The sequence below is a fragment of the Aquitalea sp. FJL05 genome, assembly GCF_003852595.1.
Lineage (GTDB): Bacteria > Pseudomonadota > Gammaproteobacteria > Burkholderiales > Chromobacteriaceae > Aquitalea > Aquitalea aquatilis.
The window spans coordinates 414,433-441,238 of sequence record NZ_QAJS01000009.1; the positions used below are offsets into that span (position 1 = coordinate 414,433).

General features: G+C 59.7%; 29 protein-coding genes and 1 riboswitch. Of the genes, 11 read left to right on the forward strand and 18 right to left on the reverse strand.

The annotated features are described in order from the left end of the window. Window positions 1-43: 43 nt before the first annotated feature. From DBR44_RS10000 to DBR44_RS10025, 6 genes are all read right to left on the reverse strand, one after another. Window positions 44-484 (reverse strand): MarR family transcriptional regulator, encoded by a 441-nt coding sequence (locus DBR44_RS10000; RefSeq protein WP_124643918.1) that lies wholly within the window; start codon window positions 482-484, stop codon window positions 44-46. 70 nt (window positions 485-554) lie between these two features. Continuing rightward, entirely contained in the window at window positions 555-1,118 is a 564-nt protein-coding gene (locus DBR44_RS10005) for a DUF1282 family protein (protein WP_124643919.1), read from the reverse strand. Between the two features lie 376 nt (window positions 1,119-1,494). Continuing rightward, entirely contained in the window at window positions 1,495-2,361 is an 867-nt protein-coding gene (locus DBR44_RS10010; RefSeq protein WP_124643920.1) for an energy-coupling factor ABC transporter ATP-binding protein, read from the reverse strand. Next, complete coding sequence (cbiQ, locus tag DBR44_RS10015) at window positions 2,358-3,092, reverse strand: cobalt ECF transporter T component CbiQ (protein WP_124643921.1); 735 nt, start codon at window positions 3,090-3,092, stop codon at window positions 2,358-2,360. Before cbiQ ends, DBR44_RS10010 begins: the two co-directional genes overlap by 4 nt. Further along, complete coding sequence (locus tag DBR44_RS10020) at window positions 3,076-3,366, reverse strand: energy-coupling factor ABC transporter substrate-binding protein (RefSeq protein WP_124643922.1); 291 nt, start codon at window positions 3,364-3,366, stop codon at window positions 3,076-3,078. Before DBR44_RS10020 ends, cbiQ begins: the two co-directional genes overlap by 17 nt. Continuing rightward, window positions 3,366-4,034, reverse strand: coding sequence for an energy-coupling factor ABC transporter permease (locus DBR44_RS10025; RefSeq protein WP_124643923.1), 669 nt, complete (start codon window positions 4,032-4,034; stop codon window positions 3,366-3,368). The genes DBR44_RS10020 and DBR44_RS10025 overlap by 1 nt, the downstream gene beginning before the upstream one ends. A 63-nt stretch (window positions 4,035-4,097) precedes the next feature. After that, window positions 4,098-4,309: riboswitch (cobalamin riboswitch) on the reverse strand. A 687-nt stretch (window positions 4,310-4,996) separates the two neighbouring features. Here DBR44_RS10025 and DBR44_RS10030 point away from each other — a divergent pair. The 4 genes from DBR44_RS10030 (at window position 4,997) to DBR44_RS10045 (ending at window position 10,042) form a co-directional block, all read left to right on the forward strand. Next, window positions 4,997-5,530 carry a fimbrial protein gene (locus DBR44_RS10030; RefSeq protein ID WP_124643924.1) on the forward strand — a complete coding sequence of 178 codons (534 nt, stop codon included), beginning with the start codon at window positions 4,997-4,999 and terminating at the stop codon, window positions 5,528-5,530. Window positions 5,531-5,600: 70 nt separating this feature from the next. Beyond that, entirely contained in the window at window positions 5,601-6,350 is a 750-nt protein-coding gene (locus DBR44_RS10035; protein ID WP_124643925.1) for a fimbria/pilus periplasmic chaperone, read from the forward strand. A gap of 131 nt (window positions 6,351-6,481) precedes the next feature. After that, window positions 6,482-9,010, forward strand: coding sequence for a fimbria/pilus outer membrane usher protein (locus DBR44_RS10040; protein WP_233578455.1), 2,529 nt, complete (start codon window positions 6,482-6,484; stop codon window positions 9,008-9,010). Window positions 9,011-9,079: 69 nt separating this feature from the next. After that, the gene (locus DBR44_RS10045; RefSeq protein WP_124643927.1) at window positions 9,080-10,042 is read left to right on the forward strand and encodes a fimbrial protein; all 963 of its coding nucleotides are present in this window, start codon (window positions 9,080-9,082) and stop codon (window positions 10,040-10,042) included. A 108-nt stretch (window positions 10,043-10,150) separates the two neighbouring features. Here DBR44_RS10045 and DBR44_RS10050 read toward each other — a convergent pair whose 3' ends face one another. Both DBR44_RS10050 and DBR44_RS10055 read right to left on the reverse strand, forming a co-directional pair. Next, the gene (locus tag DBR44_RS10050) at window positions 10,151-10,441 is read right to left on the reverse strand and encodes a hypothetical protein (RefSeq protein WP_124643928.1); all 291 of its coding nucleotides are present in this window, start codon (window positions 10,439-10,441) and stop codon (window positions 10,151-10,153) included. A 271-nt stretch (window positions 10,442-10,712) separates the two neighbouring features. Further along, window positions 10,713-11,180, reverse strand: coding sequence for a MarR family winged helix-turn-helix transcriptional regulator (locus DBR44_RS10055; RefSeq protein ID WP_124643929.1), 468 nt, complete (start codon window positions 11,178-11,180; stop codon window positions 10,713-10,715). A 33-nt stretch (window positions 11,181-11,213) separates the two neighbouring features. Between DBR44_RS10055 and DBR44_RS10060 the strand changes: the two genes are divergently transcribed. After that, entirely contained in the window at window positions 11,214-11,951 is a 738-nt protein-coding gene (locus tag DBR44_RS10060; protein WP_124643930.1) for a siderophore-interacting protein, read from the forward strand. Window positions 11,952-12,018: 67 nt separating this feature from the next. Here DBR44_RS10060 and msrB read toward each other — a convergent pair whose 3' ends face one another. From msrB to DBR44_RS10080, 4 genes are all read right to left on the reverse strand, one after another. Next, a complete protein-coding gene (msrB, locus tag DBR44_RS10065; protein WP_124643931.1) occupies window positions 12,019-12,417 on the reverse strand; it encodes a peptide-methionine (R)-S-oxide reductase MsrB in 399 nt (132 codons plus the stop codon). Between the two features lie 67 nt (window positions 12,418-12,484). After that, a complete protein-coding gene (locus DBR44_RS10070) occupies window positions 12,485-13,120 on the reverse strand; it encodes a histidine phosphatase family protein (protein ID WP_124643932.1) in 636 nt (211 codons plus the stop codon). A 29-nt stretch (window positions 13,121-13,149) separates the two neighbouring features. Then, window positions 13,150-14,517, reverse strand: a complete 1,368-nt coding sequence (locus tag DBR44_RS10075; RefSeq protein ID WP_124643933.1) for a deoxyguanosinetriphosphate triphosphohydrolase — start codon at window positions 14,515-14,517, stop codon at window positions 13,150-13,152. Window positions 14,518-14,607: 90 nt separating this feature from the next. After that, complete coding sequence (locus DBR44_RS10080) at window positions 14,608-15,777, reverse strand: sorbosone dehydrogenase family protein (RefSeq protein ID WP_158613590.1); 1,170 nt, start codon at window positions 15,775-15,777, stop codon at window positions 14,608-14,610. A 197-nt stretch (window positions 15,778-15,974) separates the two neighbouring features. On the opposite strand from DBR44_RS10080, the gene DBR44_RS10085 reads away from it, so the two are divergent. Then, window positions 15,975-16,520, forward strand: a complete 546-nt coding sequence (locus DBR44_RS10085) for a hypothetical protein (RefSeq protein ID WP_124643935.1) — start codon at window positions 15,975-15,977, stop codon at window positions 16,518-16,520. Window positions 16,521-16,533: 13 nt separating this feature from the next. On the opposite strand, the gene DBR44_RS10090 is transcribed toward DBR44_RS10085, so the two are convergent. Continuing rightward, window positions 16,534-17,172 carry a hypothetical protein gene (locus DBR44_RS10090; RefSeq protein WP_124643936.1) on the reverse strand — a complete coding sequence of 213 codons (639 nt, stop codon included), beginning with the start codon at window positions 17,170-17,172 and terminating at the stop codon, window positions 16,534-16,536. Between the two features lie 562 nt (window positions 17,173-17,734). On the opposite strand from DBR44_RS10090, the gene pflB reads away from it, so the two are divergent. From pflB to DBR44_RS10110, 4 genes are all read left to right on the forward strand, one after another. Further along, entirely contained in the window at window positions 17,735-19,993 is a 2,259-nt protein-coding gene (gene pflB / locus DBR44_RS10095; RefSeq protein WP_124643937.1) for a formate C-acetyltransferase, read from the forward strand. A 64-nt stretch (window positions 19,994-20,057) separates the two neighbouring features. Beyond that, window positions 20,058-20,831 (forward strand): pyruvate formate-lyase-activating protein, encoded by a 774-nt coding sequence (gene pflA / locus DBR44_RS10100; protein WP_124643938.1) that lies wholly within the window; start codon window positions 20,058-20,060, stop codon window positions 20,829-20,831. A gap of 127 nt (window positions 20,832-20,958) precedes the next feature. Continuing rightward, on the forward strand, window positions 20,959-21,228 hold the full coding sequence (locus DBR44_RS10105; protein WP_124643939.1) for a hypothetical protein: 270 nt from the start codon (window positions 20,959-20,961) through the stop codon (window positions 21,226-21,228). Window positions 21,229-21,389: 161 nt separating this feature from the next. After that, window positions 21,390-21,965, forward strand: a complete 576-nt coding sequence (locus DBR44_RS10110; protein ID WP_124643940.1) for a lysophospholipid acyltransferase family protein — start codon at window positions 21,390-21,392, stop codon at window positions 21,963-21,965. Window positions 21,966-22,035: 70 nt separating this feature from the next. On the opposite strand, the gene DBR44_RS10115 is transcribed toward DBR44_RS10110, so the two are convergent. The 4 genes from DBR44_RS10115 to DBR44_RS10130 form a co-directional block, all read right to left on the reverse strand. Beyond that, entirely contained in the window at window positions 22,036-22,791 is a 756-nt protein-coding gene (locus DBR44_RS10115) for a hypothetical protein (RefSeq protein WP_124643941.1), read from the reverse strand. A gap of 79 nt (window positions 22,792-22,870) precedes the next feature. Continuing rightward, the gene (locus DBR44_RS10120) at window positions 22,871-23,425 is read right to left on the reverse strand and encodes a DUF1415 domain-containing protein (protein ID WP_124643942.1); all 555 of its coding nucleotides are present in this window, start codon (window positions 23,423-23,425) and stop codon (window positions 22,871-22,873) included. A 137-nt stretch (window positions 23,426-23,562) separates the two neighbouring features. Continuing rightward, on the reverse strand, window positions 23,563-23,766 hold the full coding sequence (locus DBR44_RS10125) for a cold-shock protein (protein ID WP_045845074.1): 204 nt from the start codon (window positions 23,764-23,766) through the stop codon (window positions 23,563-23,565). 226 nt (window positions 23,767-23,992) lie between these two features. Continuing rightward, window positions 23,993-24,610 (reverse strand): HD family hydrolase, encoded by a 618-nt coding sequence (locus DBR44_RS10130; RefSeq protein ID WP_233578458.1) that lies wholly within the window; start codon window positions 24,608-24,610, stop codon window positions 23,993-23,995. A 139-nt stretch (window positions 24,611-24,749) separates the two neighbouring features. Here DBR44_RS10130 and DBR44_RS10135 point away from each other — a divergent pair, with 139 nt between their 5' ends. Then, the gene (locus tag DBR44_RS10135; RefSeq protein ID WP_124643943.1) at window positions 24,750-25,850 is read left to right on the forward strand and encodes an HD domain-containing phosphohydrolase; all 1,101 of its coding nucleotides are present in this window, start codon (window positions 24,750-24,752) and stop codon (window positions 25,848-25,850) included. Here DBR44_RS10135 and DBR44_RS10140 read toward each other — a convergent pair. Next, window positions 25,847-26,707, reverse strand: coding sequence for a dienelactone hydrolase family protein (locus DBR44_RS10140; RefSeq protein WP_124643944.1), 861 nt, complete (start codon window positions 26,705-26,707; stop codon window positions 25,847-25,849). The two genes, DBR44_RS10135 and DBR44_RS10140, sit on opposite strands and share 4 nt — an antisense overlap. Window positions 26,708-26,806: the final 99 nt, after the last annotated feature.

Genomic DNA, 26,806 nt, shown 5'->3' on the forward strand with positions numbered 1-26,806 from the left:
GGGTGGCTATAATATCGCATTGCGATGTAAATGAATGGCCTGATTACTGTCCGGTCTTGAGTGCTTGCTGGATATTCAGTAGCAAATCCGTCGATGGGCTGTCTGCCAGATCCTTGAGCATCAGCAATTCATCGCGATGGGCCTGGGCCAGTTTTTCCACCAGTTCCAGCCCCTTGGGCAGCAAACTGATTTCCACCTGACGGCCATCGTTTCGGCCGGGGGATTTGCGTACCAGTTGCTGCGTCTCGCAGCGATTGATCAATCCCACCACGCTGTGATGGTGCGATTGCAGCCTTTCGGCCAACTCGGCCACCGTGGCCCAGTCGCGCTCTGGATAACCCTGAACCTGCAACAGCAGCTGGTATTGCAATGGCGTGATGCCATGGCTTTGCGCCAGCTCCTCGCTGAAACGCAAGAACTGGCGCAAGCGGTAGCGAAAATCGGCCAGATATTCAAAATCCTGTTTGCAAAGCGGGCTGGACATGGGCGGGCAGGGCAATGGTAATGCGCTACCTTAACATATCCGGTCCGCCGGCAAGCTGCTGCCCGCTGGCCTACAGCAGCGGCGTCATCAGCAAGGCCACCACGAACAGCCACACCAGTGCACCCACGGAAAACACCGTGTAGGCCATGGACTGGGTGCTGACTGAGTCGTCATGTTCAAACAAGGCATCCAGTCCGTGATAGAGCAGCATGCCCGATGCCAGCAGGCCGATCACGCCGCAGGCCATATTGAACAGGGGCAGCGGCAGCAGCAGGGTCAGTGTGGAGAGCCAGATGGGCACAGGTGCAATGGCGGCCAGGCGATAGCAGTCGGCAAATGCCGGGCGCGAGGGCGCATGCACCGACTGGCGGATGACCCAGGCCATCAGCGGCACGGCCAGCCAATTGGTGACCATGAATAACAGGCTTACCACCAGCCAGTGGGTGAAGGAAACTTCTGGGGCATAGACATTGCCATGGTAACTGGCGGCAAACAGCAGCATGGCCGTACCCAGCAGCGAGCCGGGTAGGACGATGCGATAAAAACTGGCCGAAACCGAGGAATGGGATTGGGACAGGGTGTCCCAGCTATGGCCTGACGACCACAGCATGCGCAGGGGGCTAAGCGGGCTCATGACAGTCTCCTTGGTAAACAGCAGTGCTGTCATTTAAATATATCGCAATACGATATAAATGCAATGCCCATTTGCAGGTAGGCATAGCCGGGCAGCCATCCACCGTTTTGAAGTCAGCCTGCTGGCAGGGCAGGGCCACTCGTGTTTACCCCGGCCGGCCGGATGTGAAAGCCTGTGCCGAGTGTCGCGAGCGAGAGTGAGACAAGGCGAGAACGACTAAGGACGCGGAGTTTGCCTGGAGTCAATGAGCATTCCGCAGGCGCTTTTAACACGGTATCACCGCAGCGCAGCAGGCTATGAACAGCTTTTGACAAGGAAAGCCGCCGGCCATGGCGGTGGCAGGCTTAAACCTGGCGGCTCAATGCGTGCCACCTCTTCAGTCGGCCAGGTTTGTTTGATGAGATTCGTGCTGCCACTGCCCGACCAACGCCATGATGTCGCCAGCAGTGCGCGGCATGACGGCATCGGCGGCCAGCAGGCCCTTGTCCTGTGCAAAGACCACCATTTGCAGCAGTAGGGAGGGGCTGAGTTTGGCGGCCAATAGCATGTCCTTGTCCAGCAAGATCTGGCGGCGCTCGCCAAAGCCGATGACCCGCCCGGCAGCAAACAGGGCGATATCATCCGCCAGCCCGCAGGCCAGATCGACATCGTGGGTGGAAAACACGATGGTGATGCCTTGTTGCATCAGGGTTTGCAGGATTTCAATCAGCTGGGCAATGCCTTCGTGATCCAGCCCGGCGGTGGGTTCATCCAGTAGCAGCACCTCCGGGGCCATGGCCAATGCGCCGGCAATGGCGACCCGTTTCTTTTGTCCGCCGGAGAGCATGTGCGGCGGGCGGTTTTCCAGCCCGGCCAGGCCCATGGCCCGTATTGCTTCCTCTACTCTTTGTTGTGCGGCGGCGGCCTCCAGCCCCTGGTTTAATGGCCCGAACGAGATGTCTTCAAATACCGAGGCCGCAAACAGCTGGTCATCGGCATCCTGCAAGACCAGGCCCACCTTGCTGCGCAGCCGGTTAAGCCCCTGGCGCGAGTAGGTCACGGCCTCCTGCTCCAGCAACACGCTGCCATGATCCGGCCGCAAGGTTCCATTCAGATGCTGCAAAAAAGTGCTCTTGCCCGAGCCGTTTGGCCCGAGCAAGGCCAGGCAGCGGCCCCGTTGAATGGAAAGATTGATGCCTGACAGCGCAATGACATTGCCAGGAAAGGTATAGCCAAGCTGCTGGACACTGAGAATGGTGTTCATGAAAAAAGGGTTCCGACCAGCACTACGCTACCCAGTAACAGGCTGGTCCATGTCAGGCGTGTCAGGGATAGCGGCTGCGTGCGCCGCAGGACGTTGAATTCGCCGTTCCAGCCGCGGGCGGCCAGGCCGTTTTCCATCCTGCCGGCCCGATCCATGGCGCGTGGAAACAGATTGGCCAGTAGCAGGCCGAGCGAGCGCAGCTGTTGCTTGCGATTGCTTTGTCCCAGTCGCGCGGCCTGTGCCGTATGCATGGCGCTGGCGGTGTCCAGCAGCAGGAAAACCAGCCGGTACATGATCAGGCTGATTTCGGCAATCTCGCGCGGCAGGCCGATTTTGCGCAGGCTGGCCAGGATATCGGTGACCGGGGTGGTCAGGGCAAGCAGCAGCAGGCAGCAGATTCCGGCGAAAGATCTGAGCAGCAGGCCGCATACCGTTGGCAGCGCCGCTGGGGACAAGCTCAGGCCGTGGCGGCTGACATCAAACAGCATGCTCAGCCCGGCGGTCAGCAGGAAGCCGGCGGGTATCAGGGCATAGCGCAACCAGAGTCGCAACGGCACTCTTGCACCCAGCAGCGTCACGCTCAGTACGCTGGCGATGATGCAAGGGGCGGCCGGCCAGGGTGGCAGGCTGATGGCCAGCAGCAACATGCCGATAGCCAGCAGGGCCTTTTCCAGCACCGGCCTTTCCCGCCAGCGACTCAGATGCGCATAGTGATCAATGCTCAGCTTCATCGCGGGCGGCCAGTCCCTGGCGTTTGCCGATGACGTAGCCGATGACGCCAGCGCCAATGGCGGCCTGCAAGGCAAACAGCAGGCTTTCCACTTCGCCGCTTGGCGGCTCCCAGATGGGGGAGAACCAGGGCTGGTAGCCTGGCTTGGCGTGGGTAATGGCGGCGGTGGCCTGATCGTCCGAGCCGGCAAATTTGCCTTCGACCAGCAAGAGCGGCAGCACCAGCAGTGCGACCGTGCCCAACAGCAGCCATTTGCTACGGGATGACTTGGCCATTAGCGTGTCTCCCCGGCAAGAATGCTGACTTTTCTGATATCGGCTACCTTGCCGGCCAGCGCATCCATCACCACCACCGTCAGCATGCCCTCGGCAATGGCCAATGGCACTTGCGTCAGCGCAAAAATGCCACCGAACTTGATGGCGGCAGTCATGAAGCCACCCACCGGGTCCGGATAGGCGAGTGCCAGCTGGATGGAGGTGGTGATATATGTGGCCAGATCCCCCAGCGCAGCGGCAAGAAACATCGACACCGCCACCGACAAGCCAAGGCGCTGCCCCAGCTTCCACAAGCCATAGCTGACCCAGGGGCCGACGATGGCCATGGAGAACAGGTTGGCCCCGAGCGTGGTCAGGCCGCCATGGGCGAGCAGCAAGGCCTGGAACAGCAAGACCATGGCCCCCAGCACCGCCATCACCGCCGGCCCGAATACCACCGCGCCAAAACCGGTACCGGTGGGGTGCGAGCAGGAGCCGGTCACGCTGGGCATTTTCAGGGCAGACAAGACAAAGGCAAAGGCGCCGGCAGCGGCCAGATTCATTCTGGCTTGCGGACGTTCCGACAGGATTTTGCGTATGTGCCAGACACCGCCGGCAAAGAAAGGAGCAGAAACGGAATACCAGGCAAGACAGTGCTTGGCCGGCAAATAGCCTTCCATGATGTGCATGAGGATGACCCACAGTGAAAGTGGCGCGGACTCTCTATACAGCCCCCCGGCTGCATGACAAGCGCGCTCACAGACGATGATGGCAGGTCTCCTGACTTCCGGCTCCAGCAGCGTTGCGCGTCTTCCCGGCTTGGTGTCTTGCTGGTGGATGCAGCCAAGACAGCCAGTGACATGATGCGCAAAACCTAACCGATTACAGTTGCGGGGGCAGTTGCAGCATTGCACTGCATTCCCTTTTCACCGGCGTTGCCGGCACCATCAATGGCCGTCAGGATACGCCAACTTCATGCCCTGCGCAAAATGGCCGCCCTGGCGCACGCCCCGGGCATGGCGCGGGTGCTGCTTGTCTGGCACCTCCAGCCTCGGGCTGCCCACGGGCGGCCGGCAGTGGCTCCTGGCAAGGCAAGCCTCCTTAAGTGTTCGCATTTTGTCAGGCACTGCATTTCGGTTCATTTCCTGGTTTTCATCAGCGCCTCTGCATGCATTTTCCTTGTCTTGCTTCCTGCCAAATGTACAAACGCACGGCTGCTGACTCGCCACGCCACAAAAAGCAGCGGCTGCGGCTGCGGTTGTGGCTGTGTGTCCTCGCTGGCAGGCAACTGAATGATTTGATTAAAAATCAGCGGCTTGAAATGGTGGCTCTGCTTGCAGCACCCCCGTGCAATCTAGCTTTTGTCATATTTGACAGGGAAAATTACAACACTTTCAAGAAAATTCTTTTCAACATGAAGATGCTGAGTTTACAATTGTAAATAACAACAGCTTAAACATTTAATATCTAATGCGCTCGACACCAATGTCATGGTGCTGAAGCGGGTGGCAAGGCTGTTGCGGGTGGTTTGCGAGTGTTCTGGCTGACTGCGTCTTGCGCAGTGGCGGTGGAAGCTTGCGGGGAAGGGCGCCAGGCTGGCGTTCTGTCTGGGGCAGTGTGCTGCCCTGTTAATGCGATGGAGTTTTAGAAAATGAAAAAGATTGTTTCTGTCTTGGTAATCGGGTTGGGCATTTACTCTGCTGGCGCGCTGGCAGCGGATGGCACCATTACCATCAACGGCAAGATCACGGCCAATACCTGCACCATCACCGGCACCAGTGGCAGCAACGTCACCGTGACCCTGCCGACGGTGTCCACCTCTGCGCTGGCTACTGCCGGCCAGGTTGCCGGTGTCACCCCGTTTGCGCTGAACCTGAGCAACTGTAACGGCACCAGTGCCCAGACCCATTTCGAACTGGGTGCCACGGTGGACCAGAGCACGGGCAACCTGTTCAATGCCAGCGGTTCCGGCATGGCCACCAATGTGGAAGTTCAGCTGCTGAACAATACCTTCCAGCCGATCAATGTCGCCACCAGCGCCAACTCGCAAACCGTCACCCTGTCCGGCAGTTCGCCGAACAAGACCGGCACCATGAACTACTACGCCCAGTACATCGCCACCGGTGGCGCATCCACCGCGGGTACGGTGAATACCAGTGTTCAGTACTCGATGATTTACAACTAAGCAGCACCCGCCCGGTGGTCTGGGGAATGCCTCCCCGGATCGCCAGGGCAATCGTTGAGGCAGGTGCAGAATGAAAAAAATAGCAAAACTCGGGGCAGTCGTATTCATCAGCATGGCCATGTTGCTGGCATCCGCCGCGCAGGCCAATGTGGTGATTACCGGTACACGCATCATCTACAAGTCAGATGATCGCGAAGTCACCATCAAGATGGACAATGTTGGCCATGACCCGGCGCTGGTACAGGCATGGGCAGATCGTGGCAATGAAAAGTCCGAACCCACCACGGCCGATGCGCCCTTCCTGATCATGCCGCCGATTTTCCGGGTGGACCCGGCCAAGGCGCAAACGGTGCGCCTGACCTTTACCGGTGATAGCGTGCCACAAGACCGCGAGTCGGTGTTCTGGCTGAATATCCTGGATATTCCGCCCCTGCCCAAGGCCAGCAATGAGCAGCACAACTATGTGCAGGTGGCCTTCCGCTCCCGCCTCAAGCTGTTCTATCGCCCGGCCGGCCTGGCCGGCAATCCGGATGATGCGGCAGACAAACTCAGCTGGCAGCTGGTTTCCCTGGGGGGAAAGCTTGGCTACGCCTTGCGCGCCAGCAATGCCAGTGCCTTTCATGTCTCGCTCAATTTCAGTGCCATCCAGCTGGGTGGTCATGAATACCGCAGCGAGGGTGGCATGGTCGCACCCGGTGGCAGTGCCGATTTCAAGCTGAAGGGGCTGACTGCGCGCCCCACCGGCGAGGCCGCGCTGCTCTACGAAAGCATCAATGATTTTGGTGCTCCGGTGGCGCACAGCCTGCAGCTGAAACCTTGATCAATCAGGACCGGGCCGCCGCGACGCATGTCGTTTGTGCCGGCCGGGTTCATGCCAGATAGCGTGCTGCCATGATAAAAAATCCTAGCCGACAGGCATCGGCCTGCTGGATACCCAAACCATTGAGCCTGATGCTGATCGCCGTGTTCAGTCCGGGGGCAGCCTGGGCGGCCGATACCAATCCGGCGGACGGCACCGTGGCATTGAACGATGTGCAGTTCAATCCCGCCTTTCTGGGGCAGACTCCGGATGGCAAGCCGCTGGATCTGTCGCGCTTCAGCGGCAATGGTGCGGCACTGCCGGGGACTTATCGTGCCGATGTGTTCGTCAATATGGGCTGGCTGGGACGGCGCGATGTCGTGCTGCGCGAGCGGGATGATCACAAGGTGGTGGCCTGTTTTAACCGCACCATGCTGGATGAAATGGGTGTGGACTTCAGCCGTCTGCAAGACAGCGACGCCCTGACCCGGCAAGACGCAAGCCGCTGCCATGAGATCGGTGCCATCGTGCCGGGGGCAAGCAGCAGCTTCAATGCTTCCGATCTGAAGCTGGATGTCAGCATTCCCCAGCTGTATGTCCACAGCCATGCGCGTGGTTATGTGGACCCGCAATACTGGGATGCCGGTGCACCCTTTGCCGGCTTCATCAATTACAACGCCAATGCCTATCGCTATGACAACGGCAGCGCCGGCAAGACCACCCAGTACTATCTGGGCAGCAATGCCGGGCTGAATATCGGCGAGTGGCGGCTGCGCCATAATGCGGCGCTGACGCAGCAGAGCTACCAGAACCAGTCTGGCGACGGACGCCATTACCAGAGTATTTCTGCCTATGCCCAGCATGACCTGACGGCATGGCAATCGGTGTTGACCGTGGGCGACAGCTTTACGCCGTCCGATCTGTTCAGCTCGGTGGGGTTTCGCGGGGTACAGATCAACTCCGACGACCGCATGCTGCCGGAGTCGATGCAGGGCTATGCGCCGGTGGTGCGCGGCGTGGCCGAGAGCAATGCCCGCGTATCCATTCGCCAGAACGGCAATCTGATCTATGAAAACACCGTGCCGCCTGGTGAGTTCCAGATCAACGACTTGTATAACACCGGCTATGCAGGTGACCTGAATGTGACAGTGACCGAGGCCGATGGCCGCACCCGCCAGTTTGTGGTGCCGTATGCCGCGGTGCCGCAGTTGCTGCGTGCCAGTCAGTCGCGCTACAGCATCACGGCAGGTCAGCTGCGTGATGCAAGCCTTAATACCCAGCCAAAATTTATCCAGGCCACCTACCAGCGCGGCTTGAATAATACCGTCACCGTCTATGGTGGGGTGATTGCCGCCGAGCACTATCAGGCCGGCATGCTGGGCGTGGCGCTGAATACGCCGTTTGGTGCGCTGGCCACCGATGTCACCCAGTCGCAGGCGCGCGATCTGCCCGCTGCGGCAGGCCTGGGTTCGCAGCTGACCGGTCAGAGTTACCGTGTCACTTATAGCAAGCTGCTGGAAGCCACCCGCACCAACTTCACCGTGGCGGCTTACCGCTATTCGACCGAGGGCTATCTGGAGTTCAACAGCTACGCCGCGCTGATCAATCAGAGCAGCGTGGTCTACCGCACGCGCAACAAGTTCCAGCTCAATGTCGACCAGCCGTTGGCCGAGGGCTGGGGCCATGTGTTCGTCAGCGGTTCCACTCAGGATTACTGGAACCAGCCCGGGCGTGACCTGCTTTACCAGGCCGGCTATTCCAATAGCTACAAATGGGGCAGCTTCAGCGTGTCGGCTGGTCGCAGCAAGGACTCGCAGAACAACAACACCACCCAGTACATGCTCAGCGTATCGATTCCGCTGGGCAAGCAGCCCACTTCACCCTTGCTCACCGCCAGCCTCACCCGCGACAGCAAACACAATGGCAGCGAGCAGCTGTCGCTGAGCGGCTCGGCCGGCGAAATGCGCAATATCAGCTACAACGCCTATGCCAGCGCCAACCAGTTCAACGGCAAGGACAGCAGCACCGGCGGTGGTGGCAATCTGCAATATGCCACCTCGGTCGCTACCTTCTCGGCAGGGGCCAGCAGCATGGGCAACACCTCACAGCAATCGCTGGGGGTGAGCGGTGCGCTGGTGTTCCACCCCGGTGGGGTGACGGCAGCGCAGTCACTGGGCGAATCCATCGCGGTGATCGAAGCGCCTGGCGCGGAAGGTGCCATGGTCAATAACGTCAATGGCGTGCAGGTTAACCGCAAGGGCTATGCCGTGGTCACCAACCTGATGCCGTATCGGCAAAACGACATCACGCTCGACCCCAAGGGCATGAGTGAAGACGTGGAATTGCAGGAAACCTCCAGCAAGCTGGCACCGCGCTCCGGTGCCATCGCCATGGTGAAATTCCCCACCCAGCAGGGCAAGCCGATGATTGTCCGTTTGCGGCAGAGCAATGGCGACAATCTGCCGGTGGGCGCCAGCGTGCAGCAGGCCGACGGTACCGAGCTGGCCATGGTGGGGCAGGGTGGTCGCACCTTCCTGCGTGGTCAGGAAGGCAAGGCCCTGCGCGTGAGCTGGGGCGCACAGGCCCGACAGCAGTGCAGCTTCAGCTACACCAGTCCGGTGCAAGACGCCGGCGTCCGCAAGAACAAGGGCTATCTGCAGACAGAAGCGGTATGCCAGTAGTCACCCGACGGATCGGGCAGCCAGCCTTGAGGCATGGCATACGGCGATCCGTCCTTTACTGAAATGGTTATGAATATGCGCAAGTACCTGCAACAGACATTCGCGGCTCTGGGTTTGCTGCTGTTATTGCTGCCCAATGCCAGCCACGCGCTGGGTTGCTGGTTGAACCAGTCCGGTGGGCCGCTGAGCAGCACATTGACGCTGCCGAATAATGTGTATATCTCCTCGACTGCAGCCACCGGAACGGTCATCTGGCAGTCTCCGCTGCAAAGCATCTCGGTGTACTGCTCGCAGAGTGTGGGAGAGAACGTCTATTTCTGGGTCAACCCGACAAACCAGACGCTGGCGGCAGGCGTGCAGATCGGCATCATTTTCAATGGCGTCACCTATACCCAGACCAGTGGCGCCATCAATACCGGTATTTACATACCCAGTGGCGGGCAGGTCACCAGCAATCTGCAGTACTCCATCGTGATATTGAAGTCGTCCAATTCACCCAGCAGCGGTGTGGTCAACATCAATAGCTACCCGGTATTCCAGCTGGATGGCAAGGGCGGTCTGAATAATGTGCCGATTAATTTTAATCAGTTGCTGAACGGCAGTGTCACCTTTACTCCGGGTGGGACCTGCGCGCTGAGCGCTGCTGATGTCAACCGCAGCATCACCCTGCCCAATGCCTCGACCTTCAACTTCCCCGGCGTGGGCAGCACCTTTGGCCGGACCTATTTCACCATTACCGCCAGTAATTGTTCGACTGGCGTGCGTACTGCCACCTTCAATTTTTCCGGTACGCCCGACAGCAATATTGGCACCGAGTTTGCCAATAACGGTACGGCGAAAGGGGTGGCGGTCAATATGGCATCGGCTGGTGATGGGCTGAATATCGGTGCCAACTCCACCAACAATACCCGGGTGGTGAATGTGCAATCGCAGATGGCGCAACTGCCGGTTTATGTTGAGTACTACCGGACGGCAACCATGGTGCCCGGGACAGTACAGTCCATTGTCAGCGTCACCATGTTGTATCAATAGCGCGCAGGCCGGCGCTCTTGCCGGGCCGTGCAATATGAAAAAACCAGCAGCTGAAATCAGGCTGCTGGTTTTTTGCATTCTGGCGGACCGCCGCCGGGCAGGGCGGTTTCAGTTGTAGACGATATTGACGATGCCACTACCCGTTGCCGTGCCTTGCACTTTGCTCAGGGTCAGCGACTGGGTGTTGTCCATGCCGGAGCAGGACGGGCCGGAAGCTTGCTGGCGAGCTGCCTGATACAGGCGTGGCTGGCTGGCATAAGCCATGAGGGTGGCAGCAGGAATGGCGCAGGTGCTCTTGGTGATCTGCCCGGAAAAATCGATACGGCCGCCGTTGTCGGCACTGGCAACATTTGCTTGCAGGCAGGCCAGGGCAATCATCACGCCAATAATTTTCTTCATCACACACCTCCTGCACTCATCCGGGGTGGCCTATTTTGAATCGCAAAATGTGATTTAAAATAAAGCCATTCATTTGTAAGTAATTGTGCTTGCAGTGTAGAAGTGGCGCGCTTGAAAATCAATACTGGCAATAGTTGATTTATTTAAAACAAAAATCATCAAATAGGCGAATGGGTCGGGGAAGAGGGCTGGACAGCCAGCCGGCCACCGCCAGGCCTTGTCTGGCGGGGCTATCGGCAGCCGCTTGGCCACCGTCGCAGAGGGGGAGTGGCTAGTCGGGCTGGTCGAGATTGCTTTTGACCTGTTGCAATAACTGCAACAGCTCGCTGCGTTGCTGTGGACTGATGCCGTCCATGGCCTTGGCTGCCAGTTGGCGACCCTGCTGGCGCAAGGTGCTGTGCAGTGCCTGGCCGTCTGCCGTCAGCGTCAGGCGTACCGTGCGGCGGTCGCGCTCGTCGGCATGGGCTTGCAGTAGTCCGGCTTCCTTCAGGCGGGCAATCAGCCGGGTGAGCTGCGCCTTGTCACGGCCCGAGTGCAGGGCCAGGTCACTCTGGCTGGCTCCCGGATGACGGGAGAAATAACCCAGCACCTTGCCTTCCATATGCGTCAGGCCCAGCTCGTCTGCACGAATGGCAGCAAACTGGAGCGCGCGATATTGATGCATCAGCGTGTGAATGGATTCGAAAATCTGCTCGGCGGTGTCGTCAACTTGGTTGACAAGGTCAACTTTATTTTGCATATTAGGTGATATTGTCAATTAATTGGAGTGACTATGTCTAGCATTTTGCCGCAACACCGCATTGAACGGGTCAGATATGAACTGATCAAGCGCAAGGTAACGGTGAGCAAGGTCGAGCGCCCTGGCGACGGCTTTGCCCGTATCCGCTTTAGCGGGGAGGACCTGGCCGGTTTCCAGTCCCAGTCTTTTGATGACCACATCAAGTTCATCTTCAGCAATGCGCAGGGCGAAACCATACTGCGCGATTACACCCCCAGCCACTGGGATGCGGCGCAGGGTGTACTGGTGCTGGAGTTCGCCCTGCATGGCGATGGTGCAGCCGCCACTTGGGCGGCACAGGCTGTCGTGGGCATGAGTGCCATGATCGCTGGCCCCAAGGGCTCGATGATCATTCCCCAGCAGCAAGACTGGCACCTGCTGCTGGGCGACGATTCCGCCTTGCCGGCCATTCGCCGCCGCTTGTCCGAGCTGCCGGCATCCGCCCGTGCCGATGTCTTGCTGCTGCGCCCGTCCGGGCTGGCAGCTTGGTCCGTGCCGCGCCAGCAAGAATGGCAGCTGCAGCAAGTGACAGACCCAGCTGCTTTGCTGGCCGCCCTGCGCCACTGGCAAGCGCCTGCTGGCAATGGCTTTGCCTGGTGCGCCGGCGAGGGTGGGCTGATGCGTCAGGTGAGAAACATTCTGCTGGAAGAAAAAGCCCTGCCACGCGAAGGTGTACGAGTGGCCGCCTATTGGCGGCAGGGCGAGGCGGACTTTCACGAACGGCTGGTCTGAGACTAGCCCGTGGCATGGGCTACCGCCTGGCGTTGATGTGCCAAGCCCGGCAGCCCAGTTCCTGCATTCATGGCTTGGGGGTAAAGCTCAGGCATACCGAATTGATGCAGTAGCGTTCGCCGGTGGGTTCCGGGCCGTCGGGGAATACATGGCCCAGATGTGCATCGCACTGCGCGCAGCGTACTTCCACGCGAATCATGCCGTGCGAGGTATCGCGCAAACGGGTAATGCGGTCGCCAGCGGCTTCTTCCCAGAAGCTGGGCCAGCCGCAGCCAGCGTCAAATTTACTGTCTGAGTGGAATAACAGACTGCCACAGCAGATGCAGTGATAGTCGCCGTGCTCGGTGCGCTGGTAGTGTTCACCGCTGAAAGGGCGTTCGGTCCCGCCCTGGCGGGCGACGCGGTATTGCTCGGGGCTGAGGCGGGCGCGCCACTCGGCGTCGTTGTGCTGTTTGGGCGTGCTCATGGTATTTCCTTTGGCGGGGTGGCGTCAGTCTGTCGTGGCGTGCTGGCGAATCTGTCGCTGGTCTGCTTCAGACTTCATCCAGGCTGTTATCCAGATGTGCCTGATCAGCCCATTTTTCAATGTGCCAGTTGCCGTCCTGGTAGCTGACCCAGTTCAGCGCGGCATTGGGAATGGGGAAGTCGCGCGCGCCACTCAGGCCTTTGCCGCTGGCGGTGCGGTAAACCATTTCCAGCACGCCGCCATGGCTGACCACCAGGATCTGTTGCCCTACATATTGCTCTGCCAACTGCTGCATGCACTGCATGATGCGCTGCTGGAAGGTGTGCAGGCTTTCACCGCCTTGCAGGTCGAAATGCAGGTCACGCTCCTGATGCAGCCGGTAAACGTGCGGGATATGTTCGCGCGCTTCATCGAAGGTACGGCCCTGGAATGCGCCGTAATGCCGCTCCTTGAGGGCAGCATGGGTGTGCGGCGGTAGCGCCAGTTGCCGGCTGATGGCGGCGGCGGTCTGGCGGGCGCGGGTCAGCTCGCTGACATGCAGGGCGGCAAACTGCAGTTGCTGATGCTGCAAGGCGGCAGCCAGCTTTTCGGCCTGGGCCATGCCTTGCTGGTTGAGCGGAATGTCGAGGTGGCCTTGCAGGCGGCGTTCGCGGTTCCAGTCGGTTTCGCCGTGGCGAATCAGGCAGAAGCGGGTCAGGGGCATGGGTGGGCTCGCTGGCGGATTGTGGTGTGTCACAGGATGCCGACGCCGGAGATTTCCCGCGCCAGATTGGCGGCGTAGTTGTCCGTCATGCCGCCGACGAAGTCCAGTACCTTCATATAGGCCTGGTACAGGTTGTCATCCGGCTTGATGTGCTGTTCCAGCAAGCCCATCGCCAGGTGCTGGCGCGGCGAGAGCTGCTCGGCCCCCTTGTTGATGTAGGCATGCACGGCGGGGACCAGCACATCCAGTATGGTGGCCATGCAGGGGTAGGAGGCCAGCTCGGTCACCAGCTTGGTGCGGTGGCGGTAGACCTTGTTGCTGGCCAGCTCCTTGGCCTGGATCAGCGCTTCCTGCACCTCGGAGTCGGTCAGGTTGATCAGGTCTTTGGCGGGGAATTCACCAGCCAGCAGCGAGTTGTGATGCAGCATGAATTTTTGGGCCACTTCCGCCACGCAGCGCCCGATGGCGATGCCGCGCAGGGTGGCGCATTTCTGCTTGACGTCGTGGATGTCCCATACCCGCTCGTATTCGGTGAAGCGGGCAAACAGGCGCTCGAATTCGTGTACGTCCAGAATGCCGATTTCCACGGCGTCTTCCAGATCGAGAATGGCATAGCAGATGTCGTCGGCCGCCTCCATCAGGTAGGACAGCGGATGGCGGCCCCATTCCAGCGGGCCCTTGCGCGGCAGGCGTAGTTCTTCGGCGATGCGCTCGAAGTAGGGCAGTTCGGTGCGGTAGATGTTGAACTTGTCACGCGCCAGTGCCTTGGGGGCATCCGCTGTCCACGGATACTTGATCAGGGCACCCAGTGCGGCCGCAGTCAGCCGCATGCCGCCCTCGTGGCTGTACATTTCCAGCGTAGCCAGCATGCGCAGGCCGTGGGCATTGCCTTCGTAGGTCTGCACATCGCGCTGCTGGGCGGCATCCAGCGTCTGCAGGAAGTGGGCATTGCGACTGTCGCGGAACCAGTCGCGCAGTGCGTCTTCGCCGGTATGGCCGAAGGGCGGGTTGCCGATATCGTGCGCGAGGCAGGCTACTTGCACCACCGCGCCAATGTCGAATGGACCATAACCGGCAGGCATCACGCCGGCATGCTGCATCATCACCCCCACGCGGTTGCCCAGGCTGCGTCCCACGCTGGCCACTTCCACGCTGTGGGTCAGGCGGTTATGGGTGTGGTCGTTCTGTGCCAGCGGGTGGACCTGGGTTTTGCGGCCCAGCCGGCGAAAGGCGCTGGAAAATACCACCCGGTCGTGGTCGATGTGAAAATCGCTGCGCAGGCCGGCGCTGCCTTCGTCGGTGGCGGGGGTGTGGGTTGGCCTGATTTCACCCTGTACTACCTTGAAACGCTGGGTGGACAGCAAGGCTGTCCATTGCTGCTGCTGAGTCTGGGTCATGGCCGGCCTGCAAAAACGTGATGGATTGATGATAGGGGCTTTGGTGCGGTGCGGGAAGCCGCTGGCCCGGCAATTTCATGCGCTGCTTGTTTACTGCGCGGCATACAGGCGGATGACCTGGCCGTGCCGGTCATCGGTCAGATAGAGCGCTCCATCGTCCCCGGCACGCATTTCGACCGGCCCGCCCGGGCCTTTGCTGTCCTTCCAGTTGCTGATCAGCTCCAGTGGCTTGCCCTTGGGCAGGCCTTGCTTGTCTACCGGATAAGCCATCAACCGGTGGCCGTGCTGGCGGTAGCCATGAAAGCCGACAATCAGCCAGCCGGCAAAACGCGGCGGGGCCTGCGGCGATAGCCACCATGTCAGCCCCAGTGGCGCGGCATGGGCGGGCAGCAACAAATAGGGTGGCTGCGTAGTGCGGCAGTTGTAGCTGGGAAACTCCGGCGCGGCCACCTGCTTGTCGTAGCAGAAGGGCCAGCCATAGTGCTTGCCGGCCTGCAGCAGATTCAGCTCGTCGTGTGGCAATTCGTTGTCATTGGGCAGTTGTAGTTTCAGCTGAATGGCGTCGCGGCTGTTTTCAGCTTGCAAGACAATGCCACTGGCCGGATGCACACCCAAGGCCATGCTGTTGCGCAGGCCTCTGGCAAAGACGCCCAGATCGCTGACCTTGCCGTCTTTGTCCAGGTGATAACGCCAGACGACGCCGGCTTGGTCCTGCTCACTTTCCGGGCAGCGCTGCGCCGCCTGTTCGGCCGGGCTGGCGCTTTCGCAATTGTCCGATGAACTACCAATATTGACGTACAGATCGCCATTGCCGGCCAGGGCAAAGGTGGTGAGCGGGTGGCGCTGGCGCAGTGGCAGGGTGGCAACGGTTTCGCGCTCATCCGGCCGCTCGACTGTGAAGCGGACGATGCGGCCCACTTCGCCGACATAGATCTTGCCATCCGGCCCCTGTACTACCCCGTGCGGGCGGTCAAAGCCCTTGGCCACTACGCTTTGCTGCCAGCCGTTTGCGCTGGCGGCAAGTTGCAGCACCCGGCCTTGCGCGGCATCCCAGCGCACCATCTCCGTTACCAGCAAGTTGCCATTGGGCAAGATGGTCAGGCCGCGCGGCATTTTCAGGCCACGGGCAATCACTTCTGCGCACAGGCCGGGCAGGGCTTGCATGCCGGCGGCAGGTGGTCGGGCACACTGGGCGCTGGCCTGTGCTGACAGATAAAGCAGTAGCAGGGCGCTCAGGCTGGCGAGGCGGAGCTTGGGCATGGTATGACCTTTCACTGGTGCCGGGGCATGTCTGATTACAGGCGCTGCGCATTGTCTGGATGTCATGGCCGCTGCCTGTTTGCCGATTCTGACATGTCTGGCTGCGCGACGGGGTGTGCAATGGCGAGATAGGGCTTGCCGTGATTGTATTTGTAAATGATAATCATTGTTATTAACTGACGGTAAGGAGGCGTGTCATGCTGTGGTCCATCATTCAGCTTGCCGGAGTAGTCATCATGCTGCTGACGCGGCTGGCCTACCGTCCATTATTACAGCAGCGCACCTGCATGGTGGTGGGGCAGTGCATTTTGCGCTGGCCAGTGCTGGCTGGCATGCTGTTTGTGCCCTTGCTGGCCGCCGGCACCGGCTGGCAACGCTGGTGGCCGCTGGAACTGCCGCCGCTGGCGGCACCCGCCGGCAGTTTGTTGCTGGCTTACGCCTGCTGGTTGTTCTGGCGCAGCCAGCACGATCTGTTGCTGCAACCGGCTGGAGCCGCGCAGTGTCAGGGGGGTGTTTATCAACGCATCCGCCATCCGCTGTATGCCGCGCTGTGGCTGGCTGCGCTGGCTCAGTGGTTGCTGTTGCAGGACGGGGTGGCTGCCAGCGGCATGCTGGCCTTGCTGCTGAGCTATCGGGGCAGCGTGCGGCGTGAGGAGGGGGAAATGCTGCAGCGTGCGGGCAATGCCTATCGCCTGTACATGCAGAAAACCGGCCGCTTGTGGCCGCGCGGGCTGGCCGCCTGAGCGGCCACGGCACTTAGCGCTGGCCGGCCAGATTGCCCAGCATGGTGTTGATTTCTGCCGGACGGTATAGCGGTGGGCCACTGCGGTAAACGCTGAGTTTGCCCTGTTCGATCAGACCCACTTCCAGCTGTTTGCTGGCGGGGTCAAGCAGCAGATAGGCCATGTCCTCTCCCCCCTGATGCGGTTTGTTACCGCTGACAAACAATAGCTGGTCCTTGCCTAGCGGGCTGCTGACCTGCATGTTCTGCAGGAATACCGGCATCTTCTCACCCAGTAGCCGGCGGAGTGCTTCGGCTACCGCGCCTTTTTGATACAGGCCGATGTCCGCCGGATAACTGCCCACTTTTGCTTCCAGTTGCGGCCATTGCACGGCATTGGCCGATTTCCCCATCCCTTGTTGCACGGCAGATACCGCAAGGCCCAAGGCCGGATTGTCGGCCACCAGCTGGGCGGCCTGTTGCTTGGCCTCACCAGCAGCGGCACTCGCTTGTTGGCGCAGTGCTGCCAGCGGTGCGCTGGCTTCGTCCAGCTTGGCATGGGCGGTACTGATGGCGGCGGAAGCGGCTTGCTGCGCGGCATCGTTTTGCTGCTGGGTGCAGGCGCTGATCGCGAACAGGCTGGCGAGCAGGGTGGCAAGGTGAAATTTGTTCATGGTTATTCCTGATACTGTACTCATTTACAGAGCATTGTGCTGCTGCTTGGTTCCCGCCGTGGGCTTTTCCTTGCTGGCATGGGATAGGGGAGGTTGTCTGTTGTGACGCTGGATGGATAAGTGTTGTCGGGTCGGGTTTTGTTGATGAGTTTGGTAGTAAAACTACGCAATGCAGGCGGTCGCCTTGGTGGTTGAGATTGATATGTGAAATTCAATGTTTGAAAACGAACATTTTCTGATTTGTAATCATGAGTGCCTTCCTGTTGGATACTGGTAATTATCACGATATTTTGTGCTATAAACGGGTGCGGTTGCTGCGATGCATGCTGCAGTAATGCTTGAATGTTGACTGAGTTTGTTTTTTATCTTGTTGAAAAATATAAATAAAATTGCTTTGCCGGGTGTGGTGTTGCCAGATGGTAGATGACGCTTGCTGGTAGAATGTCCGGCTTCGCTGATCTGCCATGGCGGAGTTTGATTTACATCAATAAGCCGTTTTCGATAGTGAATGTAGTATTGTTTCTGTAGGGACAAGTTTCGGACTTCAATTCAGGAGGTAGTCATGGAAGCGATTGCTCACAATGCCGTACAGGCGGACCCGTGGCGGGGCTTTGCTGCCGGCAACTGGCAAAACCATGTCGATGTACGTCTGTTCATTCAGCTGAATTATCGGCCCTTTACCGGCGATGCCACTTTCCTGGCGGGTGCCAGCGAACGCACCCGCAAGCTGTGGGATGTGCTGGGTGAGCTGCTGCGTCAGGAGCGGGAAAAGGGTGTGCTGGATGTATCGGCTGATCGTGCTACCTCCATCACCGCGCATGACGCCGGTTATATCGACCAGTCGCTGGAACTGATTGTCGGCCTGCAAACCGACGCACCGCTGAAGCGCGCCATCATGCCCAATGGTGGCTTGCGCATGGTGGAAAGCGGATTGGCGGCTTATGGCTTCGAGCTGGACCCGGTAATCAAGGAAATCTGGGGCAAATACCGCAAGAGCCATAATCAGGGTGTGTTCGACACCTATACCCCCGATATTCTGGCGGCACGCAAGTCCGGCATCATTACCGGTCTGCCGGATGCCTATGGCCGCGGCCGCATCATCGGTGACTATCGCCGTGTAGCGCTGTATGGCACTGATTTTCTGCGCAAGGAGCGCCAGCAGCTGTTCCACGAGCTGGACGATGCCGTGTTCACCGAAGACGTGCTGCGCCAGCGTGAAGAGTTGTCCGAACAGTTCCGTGCGCTGGACGAGTTGCGCCAGATGGCGGCCAAGTATGGCTATGATATCAGCCGTCCGGCGGTCAATGCCCGCGAGGCGGTGCAGTGGACCTACTTTGCCTACCTGGCTGCAGTGAAAGAGCAAAATGGCGCGGCCATGTCGCTGGGCCGTATCGCCACCTTCCTCGACATCTATATCGAGCGTGACCTGGCCGCTGGTGTGCTGAGCGAGGAGCAGGCGCAAGAGCTGATTGATGATCTGGTGATCAAGTTGCGCATCGTGCGCTTCCTGCGCACCCCGGAATACGACCAGCTATTCTCCGGCGATCCGACCTGGGTGACCGAGTCCATCGGCGGCATGGGCGAAGATGGCCGTACCCTGGTGTCGAAAAACAGCTTCCGCTTCCTCAATACCCTGTACAACCTGGGGCCGGCACCAGAGCCGAACCTGACCGTGCTGTGGTCGACCAGCCTGCCACAGGGCTTCAAGGATTTCTGTGCTCAGGTTTCCATCGATACCAGCTCGATCCAGTACGAAAACGATGACAATATGCGCCCACTGTGGGGCGATGATTACGGTATCGCCTGCTGCGTATCGGCCATGCGCATCGGCAAGCAGATGCAGTTCTTTGGTGCGCGCGCCAATCTGGCCAAGGCCATGCTGTATGCCATCAATGGTGGCGTGGACGAAAAGAGCGGGGCGGTAGTGGCCTCCGGCTTTGAGCCCATCACGGCCGATGTGCTGGATTTTGACGAAGTCATGGCCAAGTTCGACAAGATGATGGACTGGCTGGCCTCGACCTATGTCAAGGCGCTCAACTGCATTCACTACATGCATGACAAGTACGCTTACGAGCGTATCGAAATGGCGCTGCATGACCGCGACATCCTGCGCACCATGGCCTGCGGCATTGCCGGCCTGTCGGTGGCGGCGGATTCGATGTCCGCCATCAAGCATGCCCGTGTCCACGTCATCCGCAACGAAGCCGGCCTGGCGGTGGATTATCGCATCGAGGGCGACTACCCGGCCTATGGCAACAACGATGATCGCGTCGACAGCATGGCAGTGTGGCTGACCGAAACCTTCATGAACAAGATCAAGGCTCAGCCGTGTTTCTACCGGAATGCCACGCCGACCCAGTCGGTGCTGACCATCACCTCCAATGTGGTGTACGGCAAGAAAACCGGCAATACCCCGTGCGGTCGCCGCGCCGGTGAGCCGTTTGCGCCGGGTGCCAATCCGATGAATGGCCGCGATGTGCATGGTTTCGTGGCTGCCGGTGCCTCGGTGGCCAAGCTGCCTTACTCCGCAGCGCTCGATGGCATCAGTTGGACGGCATCGGCTACTCCGGATGCGCTGGGGCACACCGCGCAAGATCGCATCGCCAATCTGTCGCATTGCCTGGATGGCTTTGCTGCTGCTGGTGGTTTTCATGTCAATGTCAATGTCTTCCGTCGCGAGACATTGCTGGATGCCATGGAGCACCCCGAGCTGTATCCGCAGCTGACGATTCGTGTGTCTGGTTACGCAGTCAACTTCGTCAAGCTCACCCGCGAGCAGCAACTGGATGTGATTAATCGCACCTTCCACGCCAGCCTGTAATCGCGCTGTCAGCCCGCTCGCCGACCACGGTCGCCGGGCGGGTTTTTCATGTCAGGAATGAATCATGTCTCAGCAGCACAGTGTTACGGCTCCATTCAGTCAGGGCCAGCTTTCCGGTTATGTGCACTCGACCGAGAGCGGTGCCGGCGTGGATGGCCCTGGCATGCGTTTTGTCTTCTTCATGTCCGGCTGCCAGTTCCGCTGTCAGTATTGCCATAACCCCGACACCTGGAAGCTGCATGCCGGTCGGCAGCTGACACTGGATGAGGCGCTGGCCGAGTTGGCTCCCTATGCTGGCTTTCTCAAGTTTGCCGGCGGCGTCACCATCTCCGGTGGAGAGCCCTTGATGCAGCCGGAGTTTGTTGGCGCGCTGTTCCATGCCATCAAACAGCGCTTTGGCCTGCATACTGCGCTGGATACCCAGGGCTTCCTGCATGAAAGTGTCAGTGACGACTGGTTGGCGGATGTGGATCTGGTGCTGCTGGATATCAAGCACAGCGATCCGCAGCGCTACCAGCTGATTACCGGCCAGCCGCTGCAGCCGACGCTGGATTTTGCCCAGCGGCTGAAGCGCCTTGGCAAGCCGATATGGCTGCGTTACGTGCTGGTGCCCGGTCTGACCGATGATCTGGACGATATCGCCCGGCTGGCTGACTATGCGGCCAGCTTGGGTGGCATGGTGCAGCGGGTGGAGGTGCTGCCATTTCACCAGATGGGCGCTGATAAATGGGCGCAGCTGGGGCTGGATTATCCTTTGGCGGATACCCCGGTGCCGACGGCGGCCCTGGTCGCTGCCGCACGCGAACAGTTTGCTGCACGTGGTCTGGTGGTGTGTTGATCCTGCCATGCGCCTTGATTGAAAGGCGCTGGCTATCTTTCCGAAACGTCTGATAGGTATTGTTTTACGGCTGCGGATAATACGACGGGTGAGTCATTGACCAACCCAGAGAAGATTGTCCGAAGTGATGAATAATGAATTTTCCAAAGCCGGCAAATATGGCGCAAACCTCTCGGCCCGGGTTATTAGCGAGCAGATCAGCACCCTGATCGACCGCCTGTCCAAGAAGGGTCAATGCATCGTGATCTGGGAAAAGGAGCGTCTGCTGTTCTGCTCCATGGATAGCCGCAATGCCCAGCGCTATCTGGCCAAGCCCACCTGTCTGGGCGTATACGATGCCGATGTCACCTTCTGGGATGTGCAAAAAGACCTGAAAGAAATATTGCAACGCGCCTAGCCTGCCGCTATTGGCGGCCTGCAGGCCGGCAAACAGCGTGATTCTGATTTACCCGCGTGGCCATATCCGGTACAGTCCGCGTTTTCCATCGTCAAGGCAGGCCTCTGACCGGAGGGCTGTCCGCCATCCGTAGCGCGGGTCCTGCCCTTATGCCGGACTCCATGCACTACACCATTTTCGATACTCCGCTCTTGCGCAGTTTCATGCGCGCTCTGTCCATTTTGCTGCTGCGCTTGCGTGGCTGGCGCATTGAGGGCAACTTTCCCGATCTGCCCAAATACGTATTGATTGCGGCACCGCATACCAGCAACTGGGATTTCCCGCTGACGCTGGGGGTTTGTTTCGCCTTGCGCGCCAAGCTGTACTGGATGGGCAAGCACACCTTGTTCTGGGGGCCACTGGGGCCGGTCATGCGCTGGTTGGGTGGTATTCCGGTCATGCGTAGCCGCAATAACTCGCTGGTACAGCAGATGGTGACGGTATACCAGCAGTCGGAGCAGCTGGTGGTGGCCATTCCGCCGGAAGGTACCCGCCAGCGGGTGAAAGAATGGAAAACCGGCTTCTATCACATTGCCTGCGGTGCGCAGGTGCCGATTGTGCTGGCTTATATGGATTATGAGCGCAAGGAGTGCGGCTTCGGGCCGGTGTTTTACCCCAGCGGGGACATCGCAGCTGACATACCGCGCATTCAGGCTTTTTATCGCGACAAGGTGGGCAAGCACCCGGATCAGCACTGATCTCAACCGCTGCGGAACCACGCCCGCCGGCTTTGTCCGGCGGGTTTTTTATTGTGGCGGCGTCAAGACTTCAGGGCGTGGCGGTGGGAATGGCGCTGCTGACTGCGGATACCGGCAGGAACTGCAGGAAGGGGCCGGCTACCAGGGACTGACCAAAATCGATGGCGCTGCGCCGCAGTTTTTCATCGGACAGTTCGGCCAGTAATTCCAGCCGCGCCATGATCTTGGCCATCTCGCGCTCAAACGAGAGGTTGCGTTGCTGGCTGTTTATCTCATTGGCCAGCAGCAAGGGGCTGCCGTCGGCATTCTGGCGGCGACCCAGCAGCCAGGAAGCGACTTCGACATTGTAGGCGGCGTTGGCCAGTTGTTGCGCGTCCAGGCCGTGCACCAGATAGAGTTCGGTGCGGCCGCCGTAGACGTCAATCAGCATGCTGCCCAGGCCAAAAATCAGCGTACCGGCGCGATCGCCACTGAATTGCGGGTCGAAGGCGGTAGTCAGTGCTGCGGTCGAGCGAACCTGTCCCAGTGCCGGCAGCTTGCTGTTGTTGCGGATGGCTGTCATGACCTGAGCGATGGCGGCGTCCCTGCTGGCGGCACCACTTTTCTGCCACTGGGATGGATTACGGCGATAGAGCTTGTCCAGCAAGGTGTGCAGGCTGGCCAGATTGTCGCGCATGGCCAGATTGGCAATGCGGTTGGCGGCGCTTTGCCCCAGCTCGGCCGAGCTGAAGCTGTCGCCCTGTACCGGTTTGCGTACCGGGGTGCTGCCACAGTGTGTTAGCAGCAGGCAGGCGAGCAGCGACAGGGCACAACGCAACATCTTCATAGTGACCTCGGTGGAGGGGGGATGTGTTGTTGTACCCTGTGACTGGCAGATGAGCAATAAGGCCCGGCTGCCTGGCCTGTCAGTGCTTGGGTGCGAACAGGGCTTGCCAGCCTTCGATGCCGAGCTTGGTGACGGTTTCGATATTGCGCTCGAAAATGGCCTCTGCTTCGGGGAATGCCTCGACAGCGCGATCGATGCTGGCTTCGCGGATCAGGTGCTGGGTGGGCCAGGGCGAGCGGTTGGTGTAGTTGCCAATATCATTGATGCCGGTGCCGCCAAACTGGAATTTGGGGTGGAAGCTGGCCACCTGCAGTACGCCGTCCAGTTCCAGTTCTTCGACGATGGCATCCGCGATGTCCTGGAATTCGTTGAAATCCAGAAAACGCTGCAGCACATAAGGATGAATCAGCAGCGTGGTGTCGATTTCATCCGGGCTGCTGTCAGCCAGCAGACGCAGCTCCTTGGCCAATTCTTCGGCCAGCTGGGCCGGTTCGGTGGCATCGCTGACCACGAAGCGGACCTGGTTCTTGACGTAGACCGATTTGGCAAAAGGGCAGAGGTTGAGGCCGATGACGGCTTTTTCCAGCCATTCGCGCGTGCTGGCGATGGCTTCGTCGTGGGTAGGCGTTTGCATGGAGACTGACTCTGGAATGACGGGATAGGAGTGAATGTTAAGGCATGCCGCGAGGCGGTGCACGCGATGTCTGGCGCGCTAAAACAAAAAAACCCGGACGAGTCCGGGTTTTCATCAGCGAGTAATCTTTAAGAAGATTACAGCGGCTGGATGTTGGAGGCCTGTTTGCCCTTCGGGCCATCAACGATGTCGAAGCTTACGCGCTGGTTTTCAGCCAGGGTGCGGAAGCCTTTAGCATTGATTTGGGAGAAGTGAGCGAATACGTCATCGCCACCTTCATCCGGAGTGATGAAGCCAAAACCTTTGGAGTCGTTGAACCACTTAACGGTACCGGTTGCCATTTTGTTTATCCTCAAAACGAGCAAGTTGATAAAACGCATGAAGTTCAAGGGAAATGGCGACTGAGGTACGGACTAAATGCCACTACGACAACTACACATCCACAACTTGAGCATCCTGCAGGCAGGCATACTGCCCATTGTTGCGAATGTTGGCAAGTATTTTCTGCGGCCAATGCGACCTGTTTGTAATGATACCCGGCGAAAAACATTGTATTGATTGTGGTTTCTATCCACGGGCTGTGTCAGCGGAGGCGAAGAAACCCTGCTGTTCCGCAGCGTCCAGTGCCTGTAGCAGCCACTCGCCGGCCAGCGGGCAACCATCGCTTACCTTGCTGACGGCCATGGCGAGCACCTGCTGTTTGCTGATGCCGTTTTCACGCCAGCTTTGGCCCTGGCGACTCAGGTTGAGCAGAATGGGCATCAGCCGGTCCATGGCGCGGGCAAAGCGGGCCTCGGCAGTCTGGCGGGCTTCAAATTCCTGCCACAGCGCTACCAGTCCGTTGGCCTGATCTTGCGGCAGCAGGCCGCAGATGCGGCGGATGGCGGCCAGTTCTTCTGCTTCGCGCGCCGCGCTGTCGGTCTCGGCATAGACGATGACATCGCCCGTGTCGATTTCGCCCAGGTCGTGAATCAGCAGCATGCGAATCACTTTGTCGACATCCAGCGGCACCGGCGCGTGCTGCGCCATGCTCAGCGCCAGCAGCGCGGCCTGCCAGCTGTGCTCAGCCGAATTTTCATAACGTTCCAGCCCCAGAGGTTTGGTTTTGCGCAACACGGATTTGAGCTTGTCGACTTCCAGAATGAAATCGATCTGTTTTTGCAATACGGCAAAAGAGGGGTTCACGGTGGCGACTCCGGCAAAGGATGAGCAGGGGGCGCTCATCATACGCCTGTGGTTTGGGCTTGCGCAGATGGATTGTGCCCGCTGGACGCTGTTTGATGATTTATAGTGCAATCACATCAGGCCACCATGTGAGCATGTCATGAGCGATGAAGTGCAACTGCAGTTTGTGCGGGAAGACGCGGAAGGCTTTCAGGACTTCCGCGACGTGCTGTCCGACTATGCACCGCAAATCGAGAAACTGGCTTCTCAGCTGGGGCAGAATCCGTCCTCGCCCGAGCTGGTGGGCGATCTCTTCCGTTTGATACATACCATCAAGGGCGATGCCGGGCTGTGCCGGGTGATGTTCGTGGTGCCGTTTGCTCATGCGCTGGAGGGCTTGCTGGCCCGGCTGCGCAGTGGCGAGCTGCTGTATCAGGAGGTGATGGGCGACGTGCTGCTGCTGGTGCTGGATCGCATCGAGCTGGTCATGGCGCAGATCGCCAGTGCGCGTCCGGTGGATGAGGGGCAGATGCATACCTTGCTGGAGGCCCTGTGTTCGCTGGAAAGCCTGCCACTGCCCTCGGTGCTGGCGACTTGTTCGCGGCTGGTGGCTGCCATGGTGGGCGTACAGGGCAAGAGTGAAGCGCCGGCGGTGGCCGAGGGCGCGAGGTCGGTTTTACAGTCGCGCCAGCAGGACATGTTGCTGTTTCGCACCCTGGCGCTGCAGCTGGAACAGCGCATGCCGGAGTTTCTCGGCCGCAGTGAGCGCAATCTCAAGCTGGCGCTGGAGTTGAATCGTCAGGCCGGTGGCTGGGTGGATGCCGAGCAGCTGGAGGCTGCGGTATACATGCACGATGTCGGCATGATGTTCTTGCCGGAGGCTGTATGGCTGAAACTGGGGCAGATCAATGACAACGAGCGCCGGCTGATGGCCTTGCACCCGGCCTGGGTGGCCGGCTTGCTGGGGCGCATGCCGGGTTGGGAAGAGGCGGCGCTGATGGTGCTGCAACACCACGAAACGCCGGATGGTGAAGGTTATCCTTATGGCTTGGCCAGTGGTGAAATCAGCCAGGGCGCGCGCATTCTGGCCTTGGTGGACGCGTTTGAGGCGGTGATGCTCAAGCATGCTCATCGTGGGCAACGCCGCTCCATGTTGCGGGCTGCGGCGGAGCTGAATGCGGCGGATGACCAGTTTGAACGGGCCTGGCTTGACCCGTTCAATCAGGTGATTCGCCGCATGCTGGAGCAGTCTCCCGCCTAGTCGGTACCGGCCGGCTTGCTGGCCTGCATGCCATGGCTGTCCAGCCAGGCTTGCAGTCGCTGCCAGCCATCTTGTGCTGCGGCCGCCTGGTAGGAAGAGCGGTAATCGGCGTTGAAAGCATGGCCGGCTGTTGGATACACCACAATTTGCGAGCCACTTTGCCCTTGCTGCAAGGCTTGCCGCATGCGCTCAACGCTGTCTTGCGGGATGCTGTTGTCTTGCCCTCCGTACAGGCCCAGAACCGGCACGGTCAGGCGGGCCGCCAGGTCGGTCGGCTGGGCTGGCGTCAGTGCATCATGTGTGCCTTCCAGTTTGCCATACCAGGCGATGCCGGCTTTCACGTGCGGATTGTGGCTGGCATATAGCCAACTGATGCGCCCACCCCAGCAAAAACCGGTGATGGCGACGCGGCTGGCATCACCGCCATGCGCGACGGCCCAGCCCAGTGTGGCGTCAAGATCCTGCATCACCTGTGCGTCGGGCACCTTGCTGACGATGTCCTTGATGATGCTGGCAATGTCCGGGCTTGCCGCCGGATTGCCCTGGCGAAAATACAGCTCGGGCGCCACTGCCAGATAGCCCAGCTTGGCCAGGCGGCGACAGATATCGCGAATGTGCTCGTGCACGCCGAAAATTTCCTGCACCACCAGCACAACCGGCAGGCTGCTGCTGGCGGCGGGGCGAGCGAAATAAACGGGGAGAATGCCATCGTCCAGCGGAATGCCGGCGAGGCCGCTATCCAGCGCCCGGCTGTCGGTGGCGATGCTGCCGGCCCTCACCGGCTGTACGGCCAGTGCAAAACCGGCGGCCAGCGCGCCCTGAATGAAAGCGCGGCGCGGCGGGTTGAAAGTATCCATGCGGGCATGCTCCGGTGAGTCCTGTCGACTACTGCAGTCAGGACTTGTGGTTTGCTGCGGGCTTGGCGACAATGCCGCTCCAGCGTCCGCCTGCGTCGT

Coding starts and splice junctions, on each gene's coding strand:
- DBR44_RS10140 (WP_124643944.1), bottom strand. CDS start 26,707: ATGGATACTTTCAACCCGCCGCGCCGCGCTTTCATTCAGGGCGCGCTG.
- DBR44_RS10110 (WP_124643940.1), top strand. CDS start 21,390: ATGCACTACACCATTTTCGATACTCCGCTCTTGCGCAGTTTCATGCGC.
- DBR44_RS10120 (WP_124643942.1), bottom strand. CDS start 23,425: ATGCAAACGCCTACCCACGACGAAGCCATCGCCAGCACGCGCGAATGG.
- DBR44_RS10040 (WP_233578455.1), top strand. CDS start 6,482: ATGCTGATCGCCGTGTTCAGTCCGGGGGCAGCCTGGGCGGCCGATACC.
- DBR44_RS10035 (WP_124643925.1), top strand. CDS start 5,601: ATGAAAAAAATAGCAAAACTCGGGGCAGTCGTATTCATCAGCATGGCC.
- DBR44_RS10080 (WP_158613590.1), bottom strand. CDS start 15,777: ATGCCCAAGCTCCGCCTCGCCAGCCTGAGCGCCCTGCTACTGCTTTAT.
- DBR44_RS10000 (WP_124643918.1), bottom strand. CDS start 484: ATGTCCAGCCCGCTTTGCAAACAGGATTTTGAATATCTGGCCGATTTT.
- DBR44_RS10075 (WP_124643933.1), bottom strand. CDS start 14,517: ATGACCCAGACTCAGCAGCAGCAATGGACAGCCTTGCTGTCCACCCAG.
- DBR44_RS10090 (WP_124643936.1), bottom strand. CDS start 17,172: ATGAACAAATTTCACCTTGCCACCCTGCTCGCCAGCCTGTTCGCGATC.
- DBR44_RS10105 (WP_124643939.1), top strand. CDS start 20,959: ATGAATAATGAATTTTCCAAAGCCGGCAAATATGGCGCAAACCTCTCG.
- pflB (WP_124643937.1), top strand. CDS start 17,735: ATGGAAGCGATTGCTCACAATGCCGTACAGGCGGACCCGTGGCGGGGC.
- DBR44_RS10020 (WP_124643922.1), bottom strand. CDS start 3,366: ATGGCCAAGTCATCCCGTAGCAAATGGCTGCTGTTGGGCACGGTCGCA.
- DBR44_RS10125 (WP_045845074.1), bottom strand. CDS start 23,766: ATGGCAACCGGTACCGTTAAGTGGTTCAACGACTCCAAAGGTTTTGGC.
- DBR44_RS10055 (WP_124643929.1), bottom strand. CDS start 11,180: ATGCAAAATAAAGTTGACCTTGTCAACCAAGTTGACGACACCGCCGAG.
- DBR44_RS10045 (WP_124643927.1), top strand. CDS start 9,080: ATGAATATGCGCAAGTACCTGCAACAGACATTCGCGGCTCTGGGTTTG.
- DBR44_RS10085 (WP_124643935.1), top strand. CDS start 15,975: ATGCTGTGGTCCATCATTCAGCTTGCCGGAGTAGTCATCATGCTGCTG.
- DBR44_RS10010 (WP_124643920.1), bottom strand. CDS start 2,361: ATGAACACCATTCTCAGTGTCCAGCAGCTTGGCTATACCTTTCCTGGC.
- DBR44_RS10115 (WP_124643941.1), bottom strand. CDS start 22,791: ATGAAGATGTTGCGTTGTGCCCTGTCGCTGCTCGCCTGCCTGCTGCTA.
- pflA (WP_124643938.1), top strand. CDS start 20,058: ATGTCTCAGCAGCACAGTGTTACGGCTCCATTCAGTCAGGGCCAGCTT.
- DBR44_RS10135 (WP_124643943.1), top strand. CDS start 24,750: ATGAGCGATGAAGTGCAACTGCAGTTTGTGCGGGAAGACGCGGAAGGC.
- DBR44_RS10005 (WP_124643919.1), bottom strand. CDS start 1,118: ATGAGCCCGCTTAGCCCCCTGCGCATGCTGTGGTCGTCAGGCCATAGC.
- DBR44_RS10025 (WP_124643923.1), bottom strand. CDS start 4,034: ATGCACATCATGGAAGGCTATTTGCCGGCCAAGCACTGTCTTGCCTGG.
- DBR44_RS10050 (WP_124643928.1), bottom strand. CDS start 10,441: ATGAAGAAAATTATTGGCGTGATGATTGCCCTGGCCTGCCTGCAAGCA.
- DBR44_RS10060 (WP_124643930.1), top strand. CDS start 11,214: ATGTCTAGCATTTTGCCGCAACACCGCATTGAACGGGTCAGATATGAA.
- cbiQ (WP_124643921.1), bottom strand. CDS start 3,092: ATGAAGCTGAGCATTGATCACTATGCGCATCTGAGTCGCTGGCGGGAA.
- msrB (WP_124643931.1), bottom strand. CDS start 12,417: ATGAGCACGCCCAAACAGCACAACGACGCCGAGTGGCGCGCCCGCCTC.
- DBR44_RS10030 (WP_124643924.1), top strand. CDS start 4,997: ATGAAAAAGATTGTTTCTGTCTTGGTAATCGGGTTGGGCATTTACTCT.
- DBR44_RS10070 (WP_124643932.1), bottom strand. CDS start 13,120: ATGCCCCTGACCCGCTTCTGCCTGATTCGCCACGGCGAAACCGACTGG.